The following is a 17,263-nucleotide window of genomic DNA, read 5'->3' on the forward strand; positions in this document are numbered from 1 at the left end:
CGGGTGAAGACTCCTCCCACGCCCGCTGCGGGGCCGCACCGCACGCGCGGCCCGTACCCCGGTCGGCGGGGGTGCGGGCCGCGTTCCGCGCGGTCGCCCGGTGTCAGGTCCTGGCGGGTTCCCGGAGCCGGTCGGCGCGGGCCAGGGCGTGCTCGACGACCGCGACCAGCACGTCCCGGACGGACGACCGGTCGCGTGCGTCGCAGAGCAGCACGGGCACCCCGGGGTCGAGGTCCAGCGCCGCCCGCACGGTGTCGGCGGGGAACTGCCCGGCGCCGTCGAAGAGGTTGACGGCCACCGTGAACGGGATGTCGCGGCGCTCGAAGTAGTCGACCGCCGCGAAGCAGTCCTCCAGCCTGCGGGTGTCCGCGAGGACGACCGCCCCCAGGGCTCCCTGGGCCAGCTCGTCCCACAGGAACCAGAAGCGGTCCTGCCCCGGTGTGCCGAAGAGGTAGAGGACGAGGTCCTCACGCAGGGTGATGCGGCCGAAGTCCATCGCCACCGTGGTGGTGTTCTTGCTCTCGACCCCGGAGACGTCGTCGACGGGACGGCCCGCCTCGCTCAGCCGTTCCTCCGTGCGCAGGGGTCTGATCTCGCTGACCGCCCCCACGAGGGTCGTCTTGCCCACTCCGAAGCCGCCCGCGACCAGTATTTTCAGGGTGACGGGCTCGACGGGCCGCTTCGCGCGGCTAGAGCGCCCGAAGGCCATTGATCACCTCGCGGAGAATGTTCACGTCCGGCAGCTCGGCCGGCGGAACGGGACGGGTCACGTGCACCAGTTCGTCCTCGACGAGGTCGCCGACCAGGACCCGGACCACTCCGACGGGGAGGTCGAGGCCGGAGGCGAGTTCGGCGATGGACTGGGGCATGTCGCTGCACAGTTCGACGATCTCCACGTGTTCCGGGGAGAGCGTCTGGTCCCGGCCGGGATCGTCGGCCGCCGGTTCGGGGACGACGATCGCGATCAGGTCGAGACGGTGACGGGTGGCGCTGCTGGTGCGCCCCCGGGTCATCGCGTAGGGCCGGACCACCGGCCCCGCGTCGGCGTCGTACCAGCGCGAGGCGTCCGCTCCGGTGTCTGCGGACGGTCTTCCGGACGCGGCGTCACGGACGGAGTCGGCGCTCATGCCCTGCCCTCACCCTCCGGCGGGCATACCGGTCCGGGGAGCGTTGGCCAGGTGGGCGCCCACGCGCTTGACCATGAGGGTCATCTCGTACGCGACCTGGCCCACGTCGGAGTCCGCGTCGGCCAGGACGGCGAGACAGCTGCCGTCGCCGGCGGCGGTGACGAAGAGGAAGGCCTCGTCGAGCTCGACGACGGTCTGCCGCACCCGGCCCGCCTCGAAGTGACGGCCGACGCCCTTGGCGAGGCTGTGGAATCCGGAGGCCACGGCCGCCAGATGCTCGCTGTCCTCACGGGTGAGGTCTTGCGATGTGCCGGTGGCGAGACCGTCGCTGGAGAGAACCAGCGCCTTGCGGATGCTCGCGACGCGTTCGACGAGTTCGTCGAGGAGCCAGTTGAGCTCGCCGGAGCCCTGGCGTGCGGCGTTGGATGCTGCGGCGTTCGGTGCGGTCATCGACCGTCCCCTCCCGGAGTGGTTCGTGGTGCTGTCTCGCCGTGGCCGGTCACGTCCTCGGCGTTCTGCCGACGGCCGCGCTCCCAGCCGCGTTGAAGCGAAGCCATGCGAGTGCGTACGTCGTCCGCGTCACGTTCGAGGTCGTCGTCCGTTGCCGCGGGGGTGATGCCGGGGGTCCGCACCGCGGAGTCCTCCCGGAGCTGTGGGGCGAGGCTCGCCTGCCGGACCCGTCGCGGGAGGCCGCCCACGGTGTCCGGGGCGGTACCGGGGCGTCGCGGAGGGCGTGTGTCCTCCTGGGCACCCGCGTCCGCGGGGGCGCCGGAACTCCCCCGGGAGCCGGTGCCCGGGAGGGCCGTGACGGCGTCGGAGGCGGCCGGTTGCGCGCGGCCGCCGTGGCCGGCTCCGCGTCCCCGGTCCGTGACGAGCGTCGGCGGCTTGCGACGGGGCAGCGGCACCGGTCCGGCGGGCCGCATCGGCCGTACGTCGGCGGAGCGTTCCTCCGACGGGTCGAACGCCTGCTGGTGCTGTTCGCGACCGGTGTCCCGGCGCAGGTCGCGGGCCCTGAAGATGCCGCCCCGCTCGCTGTCGCTGTCCTCCAGGTCGGACACGCCGTCCAGGACGGGGCCCAGTGCGGGATCGAGGGCGCGGTCGAGCGCGGGGTCGTCGGCGAGTTCGAGCGCGCCCACCGGACCGTCCAGCTCGATGGGGCCGTCGAGGACCGAAGGGTCCGTGAGGCCCGTGGGCACCGGGGCCAGTCCGCCCGGCCTCCCGGGGATGTCGCCGTCGGCGATCCCGTCCCGTCGCGCCTTGTCGCTGCCGGGCACGCGGGCACCCGGCCGGCCGCCGTCGAGCGCCTTCTCCGCCCGGCGGTCGAGGCGGAAGCCGGTGCCGTGGGTGTCCGGGGCGTCGGTCAGCAACGGGGAGGGGATGAAGACGACCGCGGTGGTGCCCCCGTACGGCGACGTCTGGAGCGACACCCTGACGTTCTGCCGCTGCGCGAGCCGGCTGACGACGAAGAGGCCGAGCCGGTCGGTGTCGGACAGCTCGAATTCGGGTGTCTCGGCGAGCCTCAGGTTGGCGTCCAGGAGGATCTCGGGCGCCATCCCGAGCCCGCGGTCGTGGATCTCCAGCGTGAAGCCGTTGGCCACGCGTTCGCCGTGCACCTGGACCGCCGTGTGCGGGGGTGAGAACACCGTGGCGTTCTCCAGCAGCTCCGCGATGAGGTGGGTCAGGTCGGCCACGGCGGGGCCACCCACGCCGATGCGGGGCAGGCGCCTGACCTCGATCCGTTCGTAGTCCTCCACCTCCGCGACCGCCGCACGCACCACGTCCATGAGCTGGATGGGCTTGCGCCACTGCCGGGAGGGGGCCGCCCCGGAGAGGATCACGAGGCCTTCCGCGTGCCGGCGCATGCGGGTGGTGAGGTGGTCGAGGCGGAAGAGGTCGGCGAGTTCGTCGCCGTCGTCCGTACGGCGCTCCATCGTGTCCAGGAGCGTCAGCTGACGGTGCAGGAGCACCTGGTTGCGGCGGGCGAGGTTGACGAAGACCTCGGAGACGCCCCGGCGCATGTCCGCCTGTTTGACGGCGGCCTCGACGGCGGCCCGCTGGAGGGTGTTGAGGGCCTGGCCGACCTGGCCTATCTCGTCGCGTTCGTAGCTGAGGTGCGGGGCCTCGGTCTCGACGTCGACGTGTTCGCCGGCGGCGAGCCGCCGCATCACGCTGGGCAGCCGTACCCCGGACACCTCGTGGGCGTCCTTGCGGAGGCGGGAGAGGTCGCGGACGAGTTCGCGTCCCACCCGCACGGAGACGAAGACCGAGACGAGGAGTGCGACGAAGCCCAGGACGCCGGCGACACCGGCCCGGATCAGGACGCGGTAGCCGGCGGGCTCGGCGCGGTCCTGGAAGCGGTTGGACATCTCCGTGCCGTCGTTGGCCAGGTGCTCCAGGGCCGGCGGAGCGGCCTCCTGCCAGCGTTCCGCGTCGACGGCGCCCGGCTTCGTGAAGGGGCCCGCGGCGATGAGCTTCTGCTCGGCGGTGCGCAGGGGCTCGGAGTCGGGGCTGCTCCAGTACTGCTCCATGCGCGCGCGCTCGCTCTCCGGAAGGAGTTCGAGGTTGACGTCGTAGAGGAGCTTGCGGCTGGCGGCGAGGTCGGAGACGACGCGCAGTTCCGGGGCGCCGAGCCGGCCCGCGACCAGGCCCGACGCGACCAGGGCGTCCTCGCGGGAGAGCATCTCGCGGGCACGGGACACGCCGACCAGGGCGCGGACCTGCTTGTCCATCGAGACGTTCTCCATCTGGTGGAGACCGTTCAGGAAGCGGTAGCAGGGGTCGACGAGCCCGTTGTAGAAGTCGAGGGCCCTGGTCCGGTCGATGGTGCGCTTCTCGACCGATCCGCGCAGTGCGTCCAGCCCGTCGACCTCGCCGAGGATCGACTCGAGCCGGGCCTCGGACTCGGGGCTGAGCTTGTCGCGGACGTCCTTGCTCCGTGCGCTGAGCCGGACGTCGGCCACGACCCGGTCGGTCGCCGCGCGCTGCCGGCGCAGCAGGGGGAGGGCGTCCGAGGCCCGGGGGTCCGCGAGGTAGACGAGGGTCTGCCGTCGTTCGTCCTGGACGGCGCGGATGGTGTCCTCGAGCGGGTGCCCGACCTTCTCCACGATCGCGCCGGCGCCCATCAGGGCGTTGGCCTCGCGACCGGTGACGTAGGTCGCGAAGACCCACAGGCCCGTGAGGGAGGCGAGCGGCACCAGGAGCAACGCCACGATCTTCCTGCGGATGGACTTCCCGCGAAAGCGCATGGCCTCCCCCAGCTCGGCCCCGCGTGACGGGGGTGGTCGTGTCGGTGTTCCGGTTGGTGCGGTGTTCCCTGTCCTGCCGGTCGGCCCGTGGTCCCGCGGCGGTCCGCAGGGCACCTGCCGGTGTTCCGTCAACAAACGGCGCGAGCCTACTACTGACTTGTGGGTAACTCGAAGGCGCGTCCGAGTGCTTTCCGGCCGATCGGGCTGGAATTGCTCACCTGTTGTCCCGGTATTCCCGGCGAAGAAATTCGCGAAAGCGACAGAGAGGCCCAGGCCGGAGACGGTGCATCCTCACACGGCAGTTGGCTGGAATTCTTCGTTCCGTGACCTTTCGGGGCCTGATGGGGTGCACAGCGGGAATCTTCCCGTCCTGGCGTTCGTCCAGATGTACGGGGCAGAAGGACCTCACGGGGGTACGAGCGACAGGCGGGAGCGCGAGCCCGAGTAGAACGGGCGCCGGCCGGGCAGCCACCCCTGAGTCGGACTGCGGTGGGGAGTTGAAGGTCGTTGGATACGGAAGAGCGCCGGGGGGCAGGGCCGCCGGAACGGCCCGGGGCGGGCTCCGCGGGGGCGGACGGCACGATCCGGCGCCAGCTGTGGATCGAGGAGCCGGCGATACGGCGGAGGATGCCGGATCCCGTGCGTACGGCTGCCGTGCGCGCCGTCCTCATCCTGTCGTTGACGGTCATTCAGGCCATGGTGGCCTTCCTGTGCACCATGGCGGGTTCCTGGCTCGCCTTCCCGATGGTGCTCACGGGTGTGGCGGGCACAGTGGTCGCGACATGGTCGGTGCTGGACGTCTGGGTGACCCGGCAGGTGTGGAACCAGCGCAACGGTGTGGTCTCCCTGCCCGCGAGCACGGCCCGCCGCATGCGCCGGGAGCGCCGTGCCGCCCGGCGCGCGGCCAAGGCCCGGATACGCAGGGAGGACCGGCTGCGGCGGCGGGGCGAAGGCCGGCTCTCCCGGGCCTGACCGTCGCCCCGGTCCCCGCTACGGCTTCTCGGCCGTCTCCGTACGCCGCGCCGGTGTGCCGGGCATCTCCGAGCGCATCTCGGGGACGGCGGAACCCGAGGGCGCCTGACCGCTCCGCTTGAACATGCGGGTCGCCGTGATCTCACCGTGGACGGTCTCGGCCTCGGGGTCCTGCTGCGGCAGCCCGGGCCTGAGGTGCTCCTCCACGCTGATGTACTTCAGGCCCGCCCGCAGGTCCGCGTCGTTGCGGAGCCGGATGACGAGCGGGAACTCGGCGAGCGCCGTGGTGTCGAACAGGCCGGTCGTGTAGAGCAGTTGGACGCCCAGCGCGTCGGACACCGCGCGCTGCAGCTCCAGCAGGTACGTGGCGTTGGCGCGCCCGATGGGGTTGTCGAGGAACAGCGTGCCCGCGTGCCGGTGCCGGTCGCGCCCCCGGTCGTTGCTGCGCAGGGCCGCCATCGTGCAGTACAGCGCGATCGCGGCCGTGAGCAGCTGTCCTCCGGAGAACACATCACCCATCTGTCCGACCGGCACACGCTCGGCGCGCAGTACGGCGTCCGGCTTGAGGATCTCCACGGCGATGCCCTTGGGCTCCAGCGCCGCCTGGACTCCGCGCAGCAGGAGGGACATCCCGTCCCTGCGCAGGTCGGAGTTCTTCTTGAGCGCGGCGTGCGTGGCCTCGTCGACGACCTCTCCGAGGCGCTCGGTGAGCGTGGCCTGGTCGGGTTCCTCGAAGCGGATCCGGAGGAACTCCTGACCGGACCACTCCCCCAGTCCTTCGGGGAGCCGGGAGAGCCGCTGGGCGGAGCGCAGGGTCGTGAGGGCGGATTCGACCAGGCCCCTGAGCCGGTCGACGATGGAGTCGCGGTTGCGCTCCAGCTGGGCCAGCTCGTCGGTGAGGACGCGCAGCCTGGGGGCGAAGGCAGCCGCCCACTTCTCGGCGTGGTCGGGCAGCGCGGTCGCCGGGAGTTCCCTGATCTGCTGCCGTGCGGGGGTGCGGACCTGTTCGTAGCGCGTGGAGTTGGCGTGGCGTACGAGGACGTCGCTCGCCTCCCGCACCGAACTCTCCGCCGCGGACAGGTCGGTCGCGCAGCCGCGCAGGGACCGGCGGGCTTCGGCCGCCGCCTGCCTGGCTTCCTCCAGGGTCCCCGCGTAGGGATCGGGAGATCCGGTCTCGTCGTCGGCGCTGTGGTCCCTGAGCAGGTCGCGCAGGAGCGCCGCCGTCTCGTCGAAGCCGCCGGCCGAGTCCTCGGCGGTACGGTGCGCGCGCAGCAGCTCGGCGTGGACGCCTCGCGCGGTGTCCAGCGCCTCGGTGGCGGAGGCCAGTTCGGCCGTGGCCGTGCGCAGCAGGGTCTGGGCCTGTTCGGCGTCGGCGGGGACCAGACCGTCGGGGAGCTCGGTGTGCCGGGCCGTCTCGTCGGCGGGGGCGAGGCGCTCGGCCTCGCCGCGCAGCCGGCCGAGCTGTTCGCTGGCCGTGGACGCCCGGGTCTCCAGGAGCTGTACGTGCGACTCGGCGCGGGCCGCGGCGGCCTGCCGGGAGGGCCCGTCGGCCCCGTCGGTGCCTTCGAGGAGCTGGGCGGCGCGGGTGCGGACCTTGTTGGTGAGGCGGTCGAGTTCGGCCAGGGCGGCGCTCTCGTCGCTCTCGGCCCGCGCCTGTTCGGCACGCAGGTCGGCTCCGACGCCCACCTTCTCGTAGAGGCGCGAGGCGGCGCGGTAGGCCTCGCGGAGCGCGGGGAGCGAGGTCCGGACGGCCGGGTCCGCCGGCTCCGGAAGGATCTCCGGGACGCCCGCGATCTCGGCGCGCTCCGCGCGCAGGGCCCGCGCGGTGCGGTGGGCGTCGTCCGCGGCGCGCTGGGCGGCCCTGCGGTCCTCGTCGGCGGCGCGGGCCCGCTCCAGGAGCGTGGTGGCGCGGGCTTCGGACTCGGCGGCCTCGTCGGTCAGTTCGCGCAGCCGCGCCTGCCAGCCGGCCCGGTCGCGCAGGCGGTGGGCGAGGCCGGCGAGCGCGTCGGCCGCGCGGCGGGCACGCTGGGCGGCCTCCTGCCGCTCGTCACGGACGCGGGATGCCTCGGCCGCAGCCTCGTCGGCCTCTGCCCGGACGGTACGGGCCTCGGCCAGCGCGGCCTCGGCGGCCTCCGCGGTGGTCCGCGCGGTGTGCGCGGCCTCGGCGAGTTCGCCGAGCATGCCGGGCGGACAGTCGGCGCGCCAGGAGCCGATGCGGGCGGCCAGGGAGCGGTCGGCGGTGAGCCGCGCCGCGAGCGTCCTGATGTCCTCGTCGCGGGCGGCGGCGCGGGCACGGAGTGCCTGGCGCTCCTCGTCGGCGGCGTGTTCGTCGTGCATCGCCGGGTTCGGCGGGACCAGGAACACGTCCTCGCCCGCGGACCCGCCGAGGCCGCCGGGCGCCGGGACGGGGGCAAGGAGGGCGGCGGTCGTCCCGACGGCCACGGCCGAACGGGGCAGCAGGGCGGCCGCGGCCAGAACCTCCCGGGCACGTGTGTGGGCGTCGGGGTCGGTGATGACGACACCGTCGACGAGTTCGGGCCGTGCGGCGAGTACCGCGGCGTGGTCGGCGGGGTCGACGGCCTGCGCCAGGTAGCGCCAGCCCGGCAGCGCCGGGATGCCGTGCTCGCCGAGATATTCGACGGTGGCGAGCACGTCGGGCCCGGGGGGCAGCAGCCCGCCGTCGCCGAGGGCGCCGAGGATGCGTGAGTCGTCCGCAGCGGCGGTGCGGAGGTCGAAGAGCCTGCGCTCGGCCGCCGAGACACCCTGGTCGAGGAGTTCCCTCAGTTCGTCGGCGCTGTGGTCGAACTCCTCGGCCGTGAAGGGACCCGTATCGCCGCCGGTGGTCTCGTGCGCGCCGTGGCCGCTCTGCGCCGAACCGGACGCGGCGCCACGGGGCCGCGGGACTCCCGTACCGGCGCCCGGGGTGGCCGGAAGTCCCAGGAGGTCACCGAGTCGGGGGTCCGCGGCGATCGACTCGGCCGCCTTGCGTTCGGCCTCGTGGGCCTGCTCGGCGGCCCGTGCGCCGTCGGCGGCACGGGCGGCGGCGAGTTCGGCGCGGCTCTCCGCCCCCGCCGCCTCGCGTGCGTGGTCGCCGGTGGCGCGGGCGGCCTCACGTGCGGTGTCCCACGCGGCGACCGCGGTCTTCTCCGCGTCGTTCGCGGCGAGGGCCGCGCGTGCCGGGTCGGCGTCGGGCGCGGTGTCGTCCAGCCAGCCGGCCCGTACGGCCTCGGCGGTCTCCTGCTCGACCTCGGCGAGCCGCTGGCGCAGGTGGCCGGCCTCGCTGCGGGCCCGCTGGGCCTCGGTGGCGGCGGTGGTGGCGTCCCGGTGTGCCGTCTCTCCGGTGGCCTGGAGGACCGCGGAGCGCTCCTCCTCCTCGTTCGCCACACCCTCCCCCGCCTCGGCGGCGGTGTGGAGGGCGCGTACGAGGTCGGCGGCGGCCGTGGCGCGCGCGGCGAGGGCGGGGGCGGCGTCGCGCTCGGCCTCGCGGATGGCCACGGCGACACGGGCGGACCGGTCGGCGGAGGCGCGGTGGCGCAGGACCGCTTCGGCGGCCTGCCAGGCGGCGTGGAGGGTGCGTGCGTCGCCCAGTTCGCGACGCTGCGCAGCCGCGCTGCGCTCAGCGGCGGTCAGCGCCAGGGAAGCGTGCCGGTAGGCGAGTTCGGCGGCGATCAGGTCGCGGTCGCCGCGGGCCGACTCGGCCTCCGTGACGGTGTGGGCAGCGGCGGCGACCTGCTGGGACAGCTCCGCTGTGCGGCCGCGTTCCTCGGCCGCGCGGCCCGAGAGCCTGCGGACGAGGGTCCGGGTGCGGCGCTCGGCTCCGGCGTGCACGTCGCGGCTGCGGGCTCTGGTCGCGGTGGCCTCGACGATACGGCCCAGCAGGTCGACGGAACCGGCGGTGAAGTCGCATTCGGCGGTGAGTTCGGCCCGGCGGCCGAGCTTGTTGCCGAAGCCGCTGACGAGGTCGGCGAGGCCGTCCGTGTCACGGGTGTCGGTGACCGCCCGGAGCAGCAGGTCGGTGAAGTCGGAGTCCTTCTTGACCGCGAAGAGACCGGCCGCCTCGCCCTCGTCGGCGTTCATCTCCCGCTGGTAGCGGAAGAGTTCCGGGTCGAGCCCGAGATCGCCGAGGTGCTCGTTCCAGCGGTCGTGGATCTCCTCCCAGTGCACGTCGAGGTGCGGGTAGAACTTGCCCGCGTCCGTCAGGGCGTCGCGGAAGCCCTTCATGGTCCGGCGCCGGCCCTGCGCGCCCGACACGCCCTCGGCGGGACGCCCCACCGAGGTGGCCTCGGCCACGGGGAGGCTGTCGAGACCGAGGCCGGGACCGGGCCGGAAGGAGTACCAGGCCTCGGCGAACTTGCGCGGGTCGTTGGACACCTGGCGCCCGCGCCACTCGCTGACCTTGCCGACGACGACGCACTCCCCCGTGAGCGTGTGCTGCCACTCCAGGGCGACGTGGCCGCAGTCGTCGGCGAGCAGGAACTTGCGCAGGACGCCGGAGCTGGCTCCTCCGAGGGTGTTGCGGTGCCCCGGCAGCATCACGGAGAAGATCAGCTTGAGCAGGACCGACTTGCCTCCGCCGTTCTCCAGGAACAGCACACCGGCCGGAGCCGGGCGCCGTGGCGGGCCGACGGGCTCGTCCTCGAAGAACTCCGCCTGCGCCGGAGCGGGGCTGGGCACGGGTTTGCCGACTCCGCGCAGGTCGAGCACGGTGTCGGCGTAGCGGGCACCGGCGGGTCCGATGGAGTAGAGGCGGACCCGGGACAACTCGTACATGGCGGCGGACTTTCGTCGTTCAGGCGGCGGGCGGGCGGCTGGGGCGGCAAGCTGGCGGGGCGGTGCCGTGCGGTCAGGAGTGGAAGGGAAGCCCCGCGTCGGCGGCCAGTTCCAGGCCCTCGGCGTCGGGCGGGGGCAGCAGGGTGGCGGAGCCGTCCGTGACGGGGACGACTCCGAGCTCCAGCAGTTCGGCCATCGCGGCGCCGCCTGCCATGTCGCGCACCTGGAGCTGGTAGCGGGCCGTGGTGCGGTACGCGCCGCCCGCGTCGTCCCCGGTTCGCTGGAGGAAGCCCGAGTCGGTCAGGAAGGCGACGGCCTTGCCGATGATGCCGGTGGTGGATCCGGCGAGCCTGCGGGCGTCCTTGGTCGCTCCGGTGGAGCTGCGGCGGGCGTAGACCCGCCATCCCGACTCCAGGCCGGGGGCGTCGGTGGCGGGGTCGGTGTTGTCGCCCTGCTCCTCGGCGCGTTCCTCCAGGCGCCGGCAGGCCTGGCGGACGAAGGCGTCGACGCCGTTGACGGTGATGCGGCCGATGTAGGAGTCGTCGGCCAGGTCCTCGGGCCGGGGGAAGGCCATGGCCGCGACGGCGAGGTGGGCGAGCCCGTGCAGGAAGCGGTCGGCGGAGTCCGACGAGGCCCGCCGGGCGTAGTCACCCATGCGTACGGCGAAGACCGAGTCCTCGCCCGCGGTCACGGCCATGCCGGCGCGGGTGGAGACCTCCAGCACGACGAGTCCGAGCCCGGTGGCGACGGCGTCGGCCAGCCGGGCGAAGGCGGGCTCCTCCCGGTAGCGGCGGAGCAGGTCGGTGTACTCGGTGTCCCGGGCCGGCATCAGCTTGGGCTGCAGTCCGAACGAGACCAGCCGGGCGGCGTCGGCCGCGTCCGCGGGTGTCGCGGCTGCGGGAGCGGCCGGCCGTGCGGCCTCGGCCGCATACGTTGGGGACTGGTCGCCCCACGCTTCGGTGTACTCGGCGTGCTGCTCGCTCAACTCGGTGACTCCTCGGTGCGGGTGCCGCCCTCGGGCGGGTGCGGTGGGGTGATCGGTCCGTGGACGCTCATGAGGCGTCCTTGCGGTCCGCGGCCATACCCGCCGCGTCCAGCAGGGCCATGCCGACTATCAGGTCGGCCCCGCCGAATTCGTGGTCCTCCAGGGCCGTGCCGTCGTCGACGGCGAACAGGAGCCTGCGCTCGCCCTGGCGGTACGCCGTGCCGACGGGCGGACTGGCCGCGTGCACGGAGAGCAGGGCGACCAGATAAGGCAGTTCGGGGTCCCGCAGCCGGGCCTCGGCGAGGAGTCCGGAGAGCCGGCGGGGGGCGTCGTGCTCCAGGTCGAGCAGTTCCATGGCGCTCGCGAGCTGCTCCTCGCTGAACCGGCTGTCGTCCGGTGTGGCGATGAGGTCGGGTTCCGGCATCTCGGCGCCCAGGTGCTCCCGTTCCACCGGGGGTGTCAGGAGCAGGTCGACGAGGTCGCCGACGCGGACGGAGGCGGGGGTGCGCAGTCCGGTGCCGTGCGCGAAGAACGCGTCGGTGACCCGGCCGGCCTCCTCGACCGGGAGCGGGAGGAGGGGGGTGACGAGCTGGCCGTACAGGTCGAGACCCGCTTGTGCGGTGGGGGTGGCGAAGGCCTGCCGGTCCTGCTCGGCGCGGAACAGCGGGCCGGCGTCCAGCAGCCTGGACTGGAGCTGGGTGTGGCGGCGGATGCAGTCCTTCACGATGTCGACGAGTTCCGCGGCGCGGCGCTTGTTCTCGGGTTCCTCGGCCTCGTCCCTGGCCTTGCGGATGTTGGTGAGGATCGCGTTCTCGTGGCGGTAGCGGTCGGCGACGTGGTCCAGCGCCTCGGCGATCATGTCCGGGACGGCGTTGAGCCAGTCCACGGCGCGGACGTTGCGGCGGGTCGCGTCCAGGGTCCTGCGGAGCGTCTCGGCGTACTGCACGGTGCGGTAGCGGGCCTGTTCGGCCGCGAGTTGGGCGTCGGCGAGGCGGCCCCGGCTGACGAGGACCTCCAGCTTCACCTCGGCGGCGATCTGGGCGCTGGTGACGTCCGTGTCGAGGGCGCCGACCAGGACGTTCACCGCCTCGTCGGTGGCGCGGAGGTAGACGGTGCCGCCGTGGCCGGGGACTTCCTCGATGAGCTTGAAGTCGTAGTCCCTGCGGACGTAGACGCCGTCGGGGCCGAAGGTGCCGTACACGGCCCGGAAGCCGCGGTCCACGCTCCCGACGTTGATCAGGTTCTCCAGCACCCAGCGCGCGACCCGCTCGTGCTCGGTGACCGGCCGGCGCGGGGCCTGGGCCGCGACCCTGGGGAGCAGTCTGGCCACTATCTGGTCGTGGTCGGCCCCGGTGTCGAAGTCCATGTTGAGGGTGACCAGGTCGATCGCGGCGAGGGCGACCTCGGCCATGGCGTAGACGGTGTACTCGCCGGCCAGGTTCGCCTTGCGCACGTCGAGGTCGTGCAGCGGGGCCGTGCAGGCCAGCGCGCGCAGCCGGCGTGAGAGCCCCTCGTCGGCGGCGGGGCCGGGCGCGGGCCTCGGTCCCCCGCTGAGCTGGGGCGCAGCACTGAAGATGTCGGCAGGCGAAGTCACGCTGCACAGATTAGGTCCTCGCACCGACAACGGTCGAAACGGCGCAGAAGCGACCGACGGCCGGGCAGCGGCGCGCGTGCCCCGCCCCGTCGGGGTGACCGGTATCCGCCGCCGCCCGGGTGCGGACGACGAGGACGCCACCGGAGGCCGGCGCGGCGGTGTCGTACGGGACCGGCGGCGTCACCCCGGCTCCGCGCCGCCTTCAGCCGCGCGGTCGACGAACGCCCGCAGGGTGGGCGCGGGCAACAGCCCCGGCCAGGGCGTACCGCGCCCGCGCGTCCAGCCGTTCGGCGGCGCCGCGAGCACGGCGGCCCCCGACCGCCCGGCTTCCCGGGAGCCCACTCCTCAGAGTGCGGGCGCGTCCGGGCCGATCCTGCTGCGTACCGCCGTCTGGACCTCGGCCTCCTCGGCGGGATCGGCGGCGAGCCGGCGCAGGCGTTCGGCGACCCGTATGTCCCCGGTCTCGGCGTGCAGCGCGGCCAGTTCCCTGGTGGTCTCCTCGCAGTCCCAGAGGCATTCGACGGCGAATCCGGTGGGGAAGGAGGGGTCCGTGGCGGCCAGGGCGCGGGCGGCCCGTCCCCTCAGGTGCGACGAGGACGTCTCCCGGTACACATGGCGCAGCACCGGTGCGGCGCAGCCGATGCCGAGGCGTCCCGTGCCGTCGACGAGGGTCCACAGGCGAGGTGCGTCGGGGCCGTCCCCGCGCACGGCTTCGCGCAGGGCGCCGAGGACGAGCTGCGCGTCCCTTGCCGTGCCCCGGCAGGCGAGGACTCCGGCGGCGGAGGCTCCGAGGGCGTCGGGCCGGTGGGCCCAGCGCCGTGCGCGGTCGACCGCCGCGTCCCCGGCCATGCGCTCGAAGGCGGCCACGGCGGCGTCGGCGACCAGGGGCGAAGGACCGACGACCGCTTGTTCGACGAGGTCGAGCAGGTCGGGGTCCTGGACCTGGGCCAGGTAGTGCAGGGCGGCGCACCGGGCGCCCTCGGCGCCGTCGCGCGCGGCCTCGACGATCGCGGGCCGGTCCTCCGCACCGGCGACGGCGGCGAGACAGCGGGCAGCGGGGACGTGGAGCGCGCTGCCGCGCTCCAGCCCTTCCTGGGCCCAGTCGAGCACCGCCTGGACGCTCCAGCCGGGGCGCGGGCCGCGAGGGCTCATCTGACGCTGCCAGCGGTCGAAGGAGCCCTGCTCCGTCGCCGCCCTGATGCGGGCGCCGACCGCCTCGCGGGGGTCGTCGGCCCAGAGACGCCAGGGCCGGGGCTCGAAGGCGTCCCGCACGGTGGCGGCGAGTTCGGCGGAGCCCTCGGCCGTGGCGGGGAAGCGGGCCAGTACCGGTTCGGCCAGGGAGCGCAGCCCGGCGTCGTCGTCGCGCAGGGCCAGTTCGTCGAGCGCCCAGGCCCAGTTGGCGCCGGTCGCCGCGTAGCGCCGCAGGAGCGCGAGGGCGTCGTCGCGCCCGTAGGAGGCGAGGTGTCCCAGTACGGCGAGGGCCAGGCCCGTGCGGGAGTCGTCGGTGTCGAGGTGGTCCTCGGGGTCCGACAGGTGCCGCTCGATCTCCTCGACGCCGCCGTCGAGGTCGAGGTAGAGGCGGGCGTAGTAGAGGCTGCGGTTCTCCACCTGCCAGTCATGACGCGGATCGCTCAGGACGCAGTGGTTGAGAGCCGCGAGGGCCTCGGGGCGCGGTGCGGCGAGCGCGTGGAGCGTGCCGTCGCCGCGGCCCCTCTGCAGCAGGCCGAGCAGTGTGCCGCTCGGCGCTATGAACGGATCGAACATGGGGAAAGCCTCACATCAAGCTGTCGACGCAACCGGGACTGTGCTGTTCCATGTGCCGGGGAGACGTCCCCTAGGCCGCGCAGCAACATGATCGGCCGACCGCCGTCTTCTGCCTGGTGCTCATCTTCCTCTGCCTCTCGTCGGTGGCCCGGAGCGGGCCCGCGACGTCATGATGACCCAGCCATTTCGCCGACGCGACCACATTTACGGCGCAACGCCCCAGGGGCGGTCCGGACGGCGTCTCAGCGCGCACCGAAGAGTTCCAGCAGGTCGTCCTTGCCGAACATGCGCGCGGTGTCCACCGCGGACGGTGTTCCGGCGGCCGGATCGGCCCCCGCCGCGAGCAGGGCGTCGATCACCGGGCGCTCGCCCTTGAAGACGGCTCCGGCCAGTGGGGTCTGCCCCCGGTCGTTGGCGCGGTCGGGGTCGGCGCCGCGGTCCGCGAGCGCGACGACGGCGGGGGCGTGTCCGTGGTACGCCGCGAGCATGAGCAGGGTGTCGCCCCGGTCGTTGGTGAGGTTCGCGGGGACGCCCGCGTCGACGTAGGCGGCGAGCGTGTCGCTCTCGCCCCGGCGTGCCAGGTCGAAGACCTTGGTCGCCAGTTCGATCACCTCGGGATCGGGGGTTTCGCTCATCGGACGGACCGCCTTCCGTTGCCGTTGCCGACCTGGTGGGGGAGTACGGCGGGGGGACCGTACGAGTGAATCGACAGGGTACTGCTCCCCGGCCGTCGTCAGCCTGCCCCGACAGGGGGGAAGGTCACCGTGGCGGGCGTCACCCCCCGGTGGAGACGGGCGCCGGGTGGGCCGGGGAGTCCCCTGGGAGCCGCTTCCTGTCGTCCGGTCAGGTGAAAACGGGCGATATTCACTCACTTGCACCTTTAATCGTATTGATACATCTTGTGATCCTGGAAGTACTCATGGTGACTGTCCCCTCAACCAGGAGAACCGCTCATGATCCTCTCCATCTCCGGCGTGGTACTGCTCGGCATCATCGCCTTCCTGTTCTTCAAGAAGGACGGGCTCAAGGCCTCCCACGGCCTCATCTGCGCGCTGTTCGGCTTCTACCTGGCCGGCACCGCCATCGCCCCCAGCATCACGGCCGGCGGGGCGAGCCTCGCCAGCATGCTGGGCGGGATCAAGTTCTGACGCTCCGAAACCCACCCCACCCCTCCAGGAGACAGACGTGGCCCGGCGACCACTCCCCCGCATTCTGAGCAGCGGCAGCGCTTCGATCACCCGCAGTCGGGAGATCGCGCGCACGGCCGCCGACAACGCCACCGACGTCCTTCATCCGCTGATCACGGTCACCCGTGGACTGCGGCTGCTGGCGGGAGCAGGGCGGCAGAAGTGGGCCGCGACACCCAGGGAACGGCGCGGTCACGTGCTGTTCCTCGTCGCGGCCTGCGTACTGGCGGTGGCGCTCATCCCCTACGGGCCGCTGCTGGCCCTCATCTCGGTGATGGGCGCTGCCGCGTGGCAGGGGCGCGACCGCACCCCTGCGCACACCGGCCCCGACGAGGCGGCGACCGCCCGCCTGCGGGCCCTGTACGAGGCGCTGGTTCCGCACTTCTCCGTGGCCGACGACCCCGGTCCGCTGTTCTCCCACGGCGGCGACTGGGAGAAGGCCTTCGAGACGTCGTACGCCTTCGACGACGACGGGCGGCTCACCCGGCTCCGGGTGAACTACCCCGCGTACTTCACCGACGGCGATCCCGGTGCCCGCGCCCGGGTCGAGCAGGTGCTGCACGCCAAGTCCGGCCGGGGCCGCGAATACCAGTTCACCTGGGACGAGGAGGCCAACCGTCTCTCGATGGCCGTGCTCCCCGCCCTCCCCACCACCATCGCCGCCCAGCGGTTCGTCACCTCGCCCGGTGAGGCCGTCCTCGGCTTCACCGATCCCGGCGCGGTGCCGCGCACCGTCCCGGTCCAGGACGGCGACGCGGCGCGCGACGCCTCACCGGTGATCTGGCGGACGGGCGCCCGCTCCACGGAACCGCACCTGCTGGTCGCCGGACACCCCGGCAGCGGCGCCACGACCCTGATGCGCTCGCTCGCCCTGCAGGCACTCCAGCACGGCGACGTCCTCGTCGTGGAGGGCAGCGGGACGGGTGAGTACGGCTTCCTCGCCGGACGGGACGGCGTACTGGCCGTGGAACGCGGCCTCGCGGGCGCCCTCGCGACCCTCGAATGGGCCGCGCACGAGACGGAACGGCGCCTCATCGCGGCGAACCGGGCCCGCCAGGCGGGACACCCGGAGCCCGAGGACATCCGGCGCCCCCTCTGGATCCTGCTGGACCGGCCGAGCGCGCTCGGGCACCTGGCGGCCGCGGACGGCAGGCAGGACCCGCAGGAACTGCTCCAGGTGCCGCTGCGGCACGGCCGCGCCGCCGGTGTGACGGTGGTGGTCGCCGAGCAGCTCGACAGTCTGGACACCCTCACCGAGGCGGTGCGCACCCACACCCGGGCCCGGGCCGTGCTCGGTCCCGCCACCTGTGAGCAGGTCGAGTCGGTGCTGGGCGCCCAGCCGCACACCACCCCGACCGACGACGTGCCTCCCGGCCGCGGCTACACCCGGCTGGGCGCCGGACCGGTGCTGCGCCTCCAGGTACCCGCCACCCCGGACCCGCACGACGAGGCCACGAGCGAGGCGCACCGCCAGGCCGTGCTCCACCTGCTGCCGGGCGGAGGGCCCACCGTGGAGCGGCAGGCCGGCACGAGCATGGAGAAGGCGCCCGGCGAGCCCTCGGCCCCGCAGGCCGGTCCCCTCGTCGCGGCTCCCGCCGTCGCGGAGGGATGAGGCGGGC

General features: G+C 73.7%; 12 protein-coding genes. 3 read left to right on the plus strand and 9 right to left on the minus strand.

Annotated elements, in window-relative coordinates:
- Nucleotides 1-103: 103 nt before the first annotated feature.
- The 4 genes from OHT61_RS04995 to OHT61_RS05010 are packed head-to-tail and all read right to left on the minus strand — an operon-like array spanning nt 104 to nt 4,372.
- Nucleotides 104-709 carry a GTP-binding protein gene (locus tag OHT61_RS04995; protein ID WP_329035375.1) on the minus strand — a complete coding sequence of 202 codons (606 nt, stop codon included), beginning with the start codon at nt 707-709 and terminating at the stop codon, nt 104-106.
- Complete coding sequence (locus tag OHT61_RS05000; RefSeq protein WP_329035376.1) at nt 690-1,127, minus strand: DUF742 domain-containing protein; 438 nt, start codon at nt 1,125-1,127, stop codon at nt 690-692. The genes OHT61_RS04995 and OHT61_RS05000 overlap by 20 nt, the downstream gene beginning before the upstream one ends.
- A 9-nt stretch (nt 1,128-1,136) precedes the next feature.
- Nucleotides 1,137-1,577, minus strand: coding sequence for a roadblock/LC7 domain-containing protein (locus OHT61_RS05005; RefSeq protein WP_329035377.1), 441 nt, complete (start codon nt 1,575-1,577; stop codon nt 1,137-1,139).
- A complete protein-coding gene (locus OHT61_RS05010) occupies nt 1,574-4,372 on the minus strand; it encodes a sensor histidine kinase (RefSeq protein WP_329035378.1) in 2,799 nt (932 codons plus the stop codon). Before OHT61_RS05010 ends, OHT61_RS05005 begins: the two co-directional genes overlap by 4 nt.
- Before the next feature lie 507 nt (nt 4,373-4,879).
- Between OHT61_RS05010 and OHT61_RS05015 the strand changes: the two genes are divergently transcribed.
- Nucleotides 4,880-5,344, plus strand: a complete 465-nt coding sequence (locus OHT61_RS05015) for a hypothetical protein (RefSeq protein WP_329035380.1) — start codon at nt 4,880-4,882, stop codon at nt 5,342-5,344.
- Nucleotides 5,345-5,362: 18 nt separating this feature from the next.
- Here OHT61_RS05015 and OHT61_RS05020 read toward each other — a convergent pair whose 3' ends face one another.
- The 5 genes from OHT61_RS05020 to OHT61_RS05040 form a co-directional block, all read right to left on the minus strand.
- The gene (locus tag OHT61_RS05020; RefSeq protein ID WP_329035381.1) at nt 5,363-10,114 is read right to left on the minus strand and encodes a hypothetical protein; all 4,752 of its coding nucleotides are present in this window, start codon (nt 10,112-10,114) and stop codon (nt 5,363-5,365) included.
- Nucleotides 10,115-10,187: 73 nt separating this feature from the next.
- The gene (locus OHT61_RS05025; protein ID WP_329035382.1) at nt 10,188-11,099 is read right to left on the minus strand and encodes a hypothetical protein; all 912 of its coding nucleotides are present in this window, start codon (nt 11,097-11,099) and stop codon (nt 10,188-10,190) included.
- Nucleotides 11,100-11,166: 67 nt separating this feature from the next.
- A complete protein-coding gene (locus OHT61_RS05030) occupies nt 11,167-12,693 on the minus strand; it encodes a hypothetical protein (RefSeq protein ID WP_329035383.1) in 1,527 nt (508 codons plus the stop codon).
- A gap of 345 nt (nt 12,694-13,038) precedes the next feature.
- A complete protein-coding gene (locus OHT61_RS05035; RefSeq protein ID WP_329035385.1) occupies nt 13,039-14,457 on the minus strand; it encodes a HEAT repeat domain-containing protein in 1,419 nt (472 codons plus the stop codon).
- Between the two features lie 242 nt (nt 14,458-14,699).
- Complete coding sequence (locus OHT61_RS05040; protein ID WP_329035386.1) at nt 14,700-15,092, minus strand: ankyrin repeat domain-containing protein; 393 nt, start codon at nt 15,090-15,092, stop codon at nt 14,700-14,702.
- Nucleotides 15,093-15,410: 318 nt separating this feature from the next.
- Here OHT61_RS05040 and OHT61_RS05045 point away from each other — a divergent pair, with 318 nt between their 5' ends.
- Complete coding sequence (locus tag OHT61_RS05045) at nt 15,411-15,605, plus strand: hypothetical protein (RefSeq protein WP_056787333.1); 195 nt, start codon at nt 15,411-15,413, stop codon at nt 15,603-15,605.
- Between the two features lie 37 nt (nt 15,606-15,642).
- Nucleotides 15,643-17,256, plus strand: coding sequence for a hypothetical protein (locus OHT61_RS05050; protein ID WP_329035389.1), 1,614 nt, complete (start codon nt 15,643-15,645; stop codon nt 17,254-17,256).
- Nucleotides 17,257-17,263: the final 7 nt, after the last annotated feature.

The organism is Streptomyces sp. NBC_00178, from assembly GCF_036206005.1.
Lineage (GTDB): Bacteria > Actinomycetota > Actinomycetes > Streptomycetales > Streptomycetaceae > Streptomyces.